This is a genomic window from Bacillota bacterium, from assembly GCA_012837335.1.
GTDB lineage: Bacteria > Bacillota > Limnochordia > Darwinibacteriales > DTU012 > DTU012.
Genome location: DURM01000059.1, coordinates 1 through 8881, shown reverse-complemented (window position 1 = coordinate 8881; position 8881 = coordinate 1). Strand labels below are relative to the sequence as shown.

Annotated in this window: 5 protein-coding genes; all 5 read left to right on the top strand. The window is 48.1% G+C overall.

The genetic code is table 11. From position 1 onward, the window contains the following. Positions 1-290: 290 nt before the first annotated feature. The 5 genes from GX019_08340 (at position 291) to GX019_08320 (ending at position 8850) form a co-directional block, all read left to right on the top strand. A complete protein-coding gene (locus GX019_08340) occupies positions 291-992 on the top strand; it encodes an ATP-binding cassette domain-containing protein (protein HHT37167.1) in 702 nt (233 codons plus the stop codon). Positions 993-1263: 271 nt separating this feature from the next. Then, positions 1264-3816, top strand: coding sequence for a hypothetical protein (locus GX019_08335; protein HHT37166.1), 2553 nt, complete (start codon positions 1264-1266; stop codon positions 3814-3816). Positions 3817-3964: 148 nt separating this feature from the next. Then, entirely contained in the window at positions 3965-5251 is a 1287-nt protein-coding gene (locus GX019_08330; protein ID HHT37165.1) for a carbohydrate ABC transporter substrate-binding protein, read from the top strand. A 148-nt stretch (positions 5252-5399) separates the two neighbouring features. Continuing rightward, positions 5400-6845 carry an aldehyde dehydrogenase family protein gene (locus GX019_08325; GenBank protein HHT37164.1) on the top strand — a complete coding sequence of 482 codons (1446 nt, stop codon included), beginning with the start codon at positions 5400-5402 and terminating at the stop codon, positions 6843-6845. Positions 6846-7017: 172 nt separating this feature from the next. Beyond that, positions 7018-8850, top strand: a complete 1833-nt coding sequence (locus GX019_08320; protein HHT37163.1) for a DUF342 domain-containing protein — start codon at positions 7018-7020, stop codon at positions 8848-8850. Positions 8851-8881 lie beyond the last annotated feature (31 nt).

The window sequence follows — 8881 nt, the reverse complement described above, 5'->3', positions numbered from 1 at the left end:
TCCTGGACTTCTTTTAGTACCTGAGCCTTGAACTCATTAGTATACTGTCTGGTCACTTAAATCACTCCCAAATTGATTCTATCAGACACACACTATTTGTCCAAATCAATTAGGGGGCTTAATAGATTGCATTTATAACAAAATACCAGTTGACTCGTTCCCTTAGGGTTGGTGGGTCCTATTTCATCCTACAGTTGCTTGACACGATCAAACTACAGGTACAGTTTGACAAAATAAGAATACAGTTGATAGATGTATCGTTTAAGTATCCAAATTCAGACAAGTATGTATTGAAAAATATTAATCTTCATATTGAGCCAGGAGAGAAGATTGCATTTGCAGGACTTAATGGTGCCGGTAAATCAACATTAATTAAGTTAATAATAGGTTTGTATAAGCCCACCAGCGGCAAGGTATTAATAAACGGAGTTGAGATGGAAAAGATTGATATTGGAGAATATCAAAAAAGAATAGGAGTGGTTTTTCAGGATTTCTATCGATTCGCTTTTACACTCAAAGAAAATATCTGTCTAAGCGATATCGAAAGTCGATTTAATGAATCGCGGGTTCATGAGGCAGCTAAAGGAGCAGATTTACTAGATTTGGTTTATAAACTTGATCAAGGATATGATACGTACCTAACGAAGCAGTTTTCGTTGGATGGTGTATCGGATTTGTCATTAGGTCAATGGCAAAAAATAGCGATTGCGCGTGCCTTTTTAAAGAAATGCGATGTATTGATACTCGATGAACCAGCGTCATCGCTTGATCCATTGGCTGAGTTTGAGATTATGAAACGATTTCACATATTGGCTAAGGATAAAACGGCGATATTCATAACGCATCGTCTATCTGGAATAAAGAATATGGATCGAATTATTGTACTTAAGGATGGCTATATTGTTGAAGAAGGAACTCATCAAGAGTTGATGTATCGCAATGGTGAGTATGCATACTTGTTTAACACGCAATCAGAAGGTTATGTTAGTTAGATTAATAATATCCAGTGAGAAGATTAGAGCAAGATCAGCTGCATGATAGCAAACCAATAGTGGTCAGGCAATGCCTCGCTCAGAACCGTCTGAGCGAGGCTTTTTCGATATTACCACGTTTTTTCCCAGCTGAGCACCAGCACCGAGTTAGAACTAACGGTGCCCGTAAACAGCCGCTGCCCTGCCCTTGCGCAGGAGTTTGGGCAGGAATTTACCTGGAAGCGGAAGAACCCATACATGATTTTACCAGCAGGATAAGGGAGGAATCGAGTTGGTATCAGCTAGGACATTTACGGAAGTGGTTCCCTATCATGAGTACAAGAGAAGAGAAGGCGGCTGGCGAGACGGCATGGTTACCGGTAACGGCCATACTGGTGTCGTCTGCTCCGGATCGCCTTATTCGGAAACTCTAATCTACCAAAATATTGAGTTTATCATGCCATCCAGAGAGCCTAGAGAAACTCCTGAAGAGGTTACCAGTCAGCTGCATGAAGCCCGTCAGGCAGTAATCAACTTTGACGATACTTGGAATGTGCATGACCGCAACCGCACTTTTCTTTACTGCTACCATCCCGCTCACCAGCTGCGGCTGGAGATGCCCAAACAGGAAATCTTGGATTATGTGCGGCAGACCGATTATGAAACCGCGGAAGTTCTGGTTAAGTACACCGACCGACACGGCACCTGGATCAGAACAACCTTTACTTCCCGGGAAGATGATGTTACCGTCACTGCCATTGCCCGCTCCGATCAGGGCGCTCAAGTAAATGTGACCATCAGCATCGATGATTTTGCCTCCATGCCCGGATTTGGCAGAGGCGACGAGGTCAATCTGCAGTATAAAAAGCTGGTCAATGATCACGGTACATCTATTGCCGCGGTGGCCCATTATCCGGAGTATCCAGGCAGTGAGCTGGCCCGGGGCGGCTATGCCGGTGTTTCCCGGGTGATTGCTGTCGGTGGAACGCAGCAGAAAGTGCTGCTGGAAGACAGCGGCAGAGATCCTGCCAACATCGGAAAAGAAAAGCATCCCGCCATAGTGGTTACCGGCGCAGACGCGGTTTACATTCTCACCAAGACTGCCCGCACCCATGCGATGGGAAGTCTTGCGGATTTTGCCGAGCAGGAGCACTATGAACTTGTGGATCAGCTGCTGGCAGAGATTAAAGAAGTGGAAGCGAAATACCTTGACAGCGAAGGCAATTTTTCCTATGAGCTTGCCCTCAAACCCCACGCTGCAAAGCACAGCGCGCTGTATAATCAAGTTTCCTTTACTTTAGGAACTAACAATGATGACCAGATTTTCAATGAAGATTTATTGAGCCGGCAGAAAGAAAGTCCGGAGCTTTTGGATGGGCTGGTGGAGCGGATCTACAACCAAGGCCGGTATCTCCAGATCTGCTGCGGTGGTTTTTCAGCTCCCAGGCTCTGCGGTTTGTGGACCGGGGAATGGAATCCGGGCTGGCGCGCCGCTTATACCATGGATGCTAATGTTAATCTTCAGGTTGCCGGCATGAATACAGGCAATGTGGAAGATGCGGCTGTGGGCTTTATTTATTTTGTTTTGCGCCAGCTTGACGACTGGAAAACAAACGCCGCTGCCGTGTACGGCATGAAGGATGCGATTCAGGTCCCGGTTAATACCGATGGCGATCGGGCACCAATGGTGGAGTATGATCAGTATTACCCGTTCCAATACTGGAATGCGGGAGCAAGTTGGATGCTGCTTCCGATCTATGAGTTCTGGCAGTGCTTTGGCAACCGCCAAATTCCTGTAGCTGAGCCGATCCGCCATCTCTATGACCAGGACTACCTTGATTTAGAGCAGGATATTTTACTCCCGCTCTTGACAATGCAGGCTAATTTCTGGGAGCAGTTCTGCACTCCCGAGTATTATGTTGATGCCGATGGCAGGGCCTGCTACCAGGAAGGAAAAACCGAGCTGCTGCCCGGTGAAAAATACCTCCTGATTCCCACCTATTCGCCAGAAAACCGGCCGAAAGGCTACAACAGCGCTATTACAGCCAACGCCACTATGGATATCTCGGCGGCGCGGGATGGCCTCAACATGGTAATTGCCGTGGAAAAAGCGATTGCCCGAGAAGGATATGAACAAGCGGTGGCCAAATGGGAAGAGCTTCTTGCTAAGCTTCCCGAATACAAATTTGACCATACCGGGGCGCTTAAGGAATGGGCGCTGGATCAATATGAGGAGAACAACCAGCACCGGCATATCAGCCATCTATACTGCGCTTGGCCGGGCTATGAAACTCAGCATGACGAAGCTCTAGCTCAGGCGTGCATAACTGCCATTGCCAACCGCAATCGGGAAAATGAGGGTCGCGATGATACCTCATCCCACGGCTGGGTTCATAGATTGCTGGTAGCAGCGCGGCTGAAAGACGCTGAATCAGCCTATGAGATGCTTCACCATTTGTTGTCCAGCGACATCTGCTACAATTCCCTGGCGACTGATCACGACACCGACCGCTGCAGATCAGTGTACTGCACCGATACCGGAATCGGCATTGTAGGTGTGATCAATGAAATGCTGGTCTACTCCAATACCGGTGAGATTGAGCTGCTGCCGGCGCTGCCCAAACAGTGGACTAAAGGTTTGATCCGGGGATTAAGAGCCCGGACCAATGCCGAGCTTACCCGGCTGGAATGGGATCTTGAGGCGGGATATGTATTGGCAGAGATTCGCTCCGATCAGGACCAAACGCTGAGAATTTCCTGCCGAAACCACTTGGCTGAGGATCAAATTATAGAATTGAAACAAGGTGAGGCAGTCAGCTTAAAGTTCAAAATCAGCCAAGAATAGGTGTTAAGAGCAGGTTAGTGCTCAATTCTACTTTTTACTATGCTGTTAAACCAGCGATATAGTTTGAAAAATCGGATCGGCGAAGTTATAATATGGTTAACAAGCCATATTTTTTGCCCGAAGTATTACAAAAGAAGGGAGTTTTTTAATGAAGAGGAATGTTAGTTTAATCATGTTGATCGCTGTAATGCTATTGGCTGCTGCGGTTTCTGCCAGCGCTTACACACCCCGTCCGGGAGTACTCAGTCCGGATGAAGTGGATTTCGGAGGCAAAACCGTAACGATTCAAATCCGCGACGTGGACTGGGTAATTCACAACGGTGGAAAGCCGCTCGATGAGAGAATTGCTGAAGCTGAAGAGCTGTTCAATGTTAAAATTGAAACTGCTACTTTTGGTTGGTTTGATGCCTTAATGGCAAGAATCATGTCTGGGGACTCCACCTATGACATCTTTAGATTCAATCACCGCTCCGGTTACTTCCCGCTGGTATCAGCTGGAATGCTGTATCCGGTCGGACAAATTCTCCCGGAAGAGTACTATGAGTCACTTCCGCAGGCAGACCAATACGCTATTGAAAAACTTGCTTATGAGGGCGAATATTATGGCTTTGGTGTAATGCATGGTCTGTTTAACGCTACTATGAGCATTATGAGCTATGACTACGATAAGATTGAAGAAGCGGGCTTAGAAGATCCGTATCAACTGTGGAAAGAAGGCCGCTGGGATTACAAGACCTTTGAAGAGTACTGCGTTGCTCTCACCCAGGATACTGACGGTGACGGCGTAATTGACCAATGGGGTTATGTTGATGTTGCCAATGCGGTTGGTGCAATCCGCTTCCTGCCCTGCTTTAACGGTGTAGAGTTTGCTCAGCAGGACGAAAACGGCAAATGGGTCTTTGCCCTTAACCGCAACGAGCTGATCAATGGTCTCAACTTGATTCACCGCTGGCGCAATGAGCTCGGCATCTTAGGCGGCACCGCTGTATTCCACGGCAGTCACTTAGCAGGACTCCGCCACCGCATTGCTGCTGGAGATATCGAGTTTGGTATGGTTCCCCATCCAATCGGTCCGGATATGGACAGACACTACTACCCGGCGTTTGACTTCTCCAGTAACTTCCTGCCGATTAACGCTGAGTATCCAGAAGGCTTAATCGCTCTGGCAGACTTCCTCTTTAGAGAAGAAGATACTGAAGAGTACCTGGATTTCTACATCAACAACTACATGGTATCCAGAGAGCACATGGAAGTTTACATGGCTGGTGTTGAAGGCTGGGCCGGCGAAGGCGACGCTTTCCAAAACACTGAGTTATGGGATCTCTTAGGTGGACCAATCGGTGAAGTGGTAAGAGGCGAAAAAGGCGCAGCTGCTGCAATCGATGAAGTTGCACCGCAAGCTCAAGCCTTCTTAGACGACTTATTTGGTCAATAAAATACTTCAGGCTCTGCCAAGCGGCAGGGCCTTTCAGCTTTAGGGATCGGATCTCCGGTCCCTTTTTTGCGGCACAAAAAGGTCAGACCGATTCTAACAGCGAATATGCTAACCAGACAACAACCGGAAAAAGCAGGAGTGAAGAATGATGTTTCAAGACTTAGCACAGCCGGATACAACCACAGCGGAGTGTTCAGAACTTTACCAAGCAGCGAGGTCAGGCTTTGCTCTTTGGAAACAAACCAGCTTTCAGGAAAGGCTATATTACCTTAAGAAACTCCGTCACTTGATTGTGGCTTATCTTGATGATCTAGCAGAAATCATCTGTGAGGATACAGGCAAAGTTCCGGTGGAAGCAATTACCGCCGATCTCTTGACGACCGTGGATTTTATTAAATACATAGAAAGAAACGGAATCTGTGAGTTAAGAACCAGAAGAGTGCCGACCCCGATCACTCTGTTTGGGAAAAAGTCTTATATCGAATACCGCCCAAGAGGCGTGGTGCTGGTTATTTCACCCTGGAATTATCCATTTCAGCTAGCCCTGATTCCGGCAATCTCCGCTTTGTTTGCCGGCAACACTGTAATCTTGAAGCCATCGGAGGTTACTCCCAAAGTAGGAAGAGCGATTCAAAGGCTGTGCGATCTCAGCGGTTTTCCCAGAGGTGTGATCCAAACCGCCTTCGGCGACGGAGAACTAGGAGCAGAGCTGGTTAAGCAAAACCTGGATTATATCTTCTTTACCGGTTCAGTAAGGACAGGAAAGATCATTCAGCAGGAAGCAGCCAAAAGGCTGATCCCCACCACCCTGGAGCTTGGCGGTAAAGATCCCATGATTGTCTGCGCAGATGCAAATCTTAAAAGAGCCGCCAAGGCAGCTGTTTGGGGCGGGTTCACCAACTCAGGGCAGGTGTGCATGGCGGTGGAGCGGGTTTACGTGGAGAAAAACGTGCACCAAGAGTTTACCGATCTGGTTGTGCAGGAAGTAACCAAACTCAATCAGGGAAGCGATCCCAACAGTGATTTAGGTGCGATGACCACACCGATGCAGGTGGAGATTGTGAAGGAGCATGTAGAGGATGCACTCGCCAAAGGAGCAAGACTTCTTACCGGAAAACCGCCTCAGAAGTGGAACACGAACACCAGCCTATGCCTAGAGCCAATGGTGCTGGTAAATGTAACCCATGCGATGAAGATCATGAAAGAGGAAACCTTTGGACCGGTGCTGCCGATTATGGCCTGCGAAAACATTGAAGAAGCGGTCAAGCTTGCCAATGACTCCAGTTTCGGATTAAATGCCAGTGTCTGGAGCAGCGATATGGTAAAGGCAAAAAGAATTGCCCAAGAGCTTGTAACCGGCAGCACAGTAATAAACGATGTGATTATCAGTGTTGCCAATCCTTACCTGTCCTTTGGGGGAGTCAAGGATAGTGGACTGGGAAGATACCATGGAGCAGTGGGACTCCAGACTTTCTGCCACCAAGTTTCGGTAATCATTGACCGAGGCTGGAAGCGGAGGGAAATCAACTGGTATCCCTATAAGGGTAAATACAATTTATTTAAGCGTTTGGTGAGAATGCTGTATGGCAGATAAATAAACTACCCCGGAGGTTATCCGGGGTTTTTTATATGTAAAAAACCGCCATTTTTTATAGAATTATGGCGAAATATGTAATATAATATATTGTGAGAGTTCAATAATATTTTTTTATTTATGGGCAGCTTTCATGGGAAGATCAAAAAAGAAGTCAAAAGGAGGTCGGAAAATGCTGAAAATTGTCAGTCAAGTTGGAAAAAGGGATAGCGATGTTAACATACCAGGGCACCTAGAAATTGCTGACGGGAAGTTCCGCATGGAAAATCCCCAAGGATATGGTGCCTGGCCGGTTGTAATTCCTGGCGAAAACGTTGAGCTCTATTACAGACACGAACGCATTGAGGTTCCGACTGTAATTGACGATGCTCGGCATCTGCAAGTAATCGTTCCAATGATTAAACCAGAAAGCAGTTTCGAACTTGTCGCTGCCCATGACAAGCTGGAGGTCAAACTAATCACCAGATTCAGAAAGGGGGAGAAATATCAGCTCTGCGATGCGCCGCCTGCCCAGAAGCTTACTGTTAAGGCGCAGCTGGTTGAAACAATCGATCCCGAACCAATTGCCCCTGTACTTGTGCTCCAAGAACTGGAAAATCAGGGCATTGTCGGCAATATCTTGTATGAGCAAATTGCCCAGGCGTGCAGTACACTAACCGATCAAGAGGTCGTGATCGTCACAGGGACTGCTCCCCGCCAGCCGGTAGACGGTCGGGTGGAGATCATCTGTGAGCTGGAATCCCACCCGGTATCTGTAAGTGATCAGGATCGGATTGACTACCGGGAACAGCGGCAGCTGAATTCAGTGGAAATCGGGGATGTGCTTGCGGTTTGGCATCCGCCGATACCTGGAGTTCCGGGACGGGATGTTTATGGAGCGGAGGTGCCTGTTAGGGCCCCCAGAAAGCAGGAGCTTTTGGCAGGAAGAGGAGTGAAGCTGATCAACAACGGCCGGATTGCTGCGGCCCAAATACCCGGCAGACCGGTCTACCGCAGCGGTGTCCTGTCCATCAGCCAGCAGGTGGTGGTGGAACAAGATGTGAGCATCAGGACTGGGAATATTAGGTTCAAAGGCGATGTGCTGATTCTGGGCAATGTCCATGAATCGATGGAGATTGAAGCCGGAGGAATTGTTGATTTGAAAAGCAGCTGCTATCACGCCAGGATTGATGCCGGCTCTCATGTGAGGATCGGCCGCAAGCTGATCGGCGGCATCGTCACCGCTGGAATTATGCAGCCCGGTTTGATGAGGATATCGGCAATGCTGGGCAAGCTTAGGGAAGAGCTGCTGCTTTTGGAGACAGCGTGCGTTCAGATGAAAGAGCACTGCGCGCAGCTGGGGCAGGAGTTTGCAGTCCGGGGTGATGGCTATTTCATCAAACTGCTCCTGGAGAGGCGGTTTTCCCATACTTCCAACCATTTTAAGGAGGTAAGGGCTTTTACCGCCGATCTGATTGCAAATCAGGAGCTGATGAGCGATAATGAGGAGTTTAAACGCGTCGTTTACGCAGTAAATGACCGCAGTAAGCGTTTTTTAGGTTTAGGTCCACTGAGCATTTGTTCTTTTGACATATTAACACAGACCGCAGATCTGCTGGATGAGCTGAAAAACCATATTGACAGCAGTGTAGACAGTAACGCCACTATTACCGCAGGGTACTGCCAGAACGCCTACTTGGAAGCGTCAGGCAGCATTGAAATGCGGGGACCTTTAATCTACAGCTGCACTGTCAGCTCTGGGGCAGAGCTGGTTCTTGGTGGAGAATGCCGCTGTGGTTCGTACTACGCTAAATCCTCAATAACTGCCCAAACAGTAGGCTCAGGCAGCATGGCAGAAACCAAACTGGCTGTTGGCGACGGGGGATATATCAGAGCGGCAGTAATTCATCCGACAGTGGAAATCAAGATTGGGTCAGCCAAAACAGTGATCCAAACCAAGCAGTACAATCAGGAGTTCCGTGTAGACCCAGAGACTGGACTCATAATCAGCAGACGCTTTTCATAAAGCAGTGTAATAACCCCGGAGTTATCCGGGG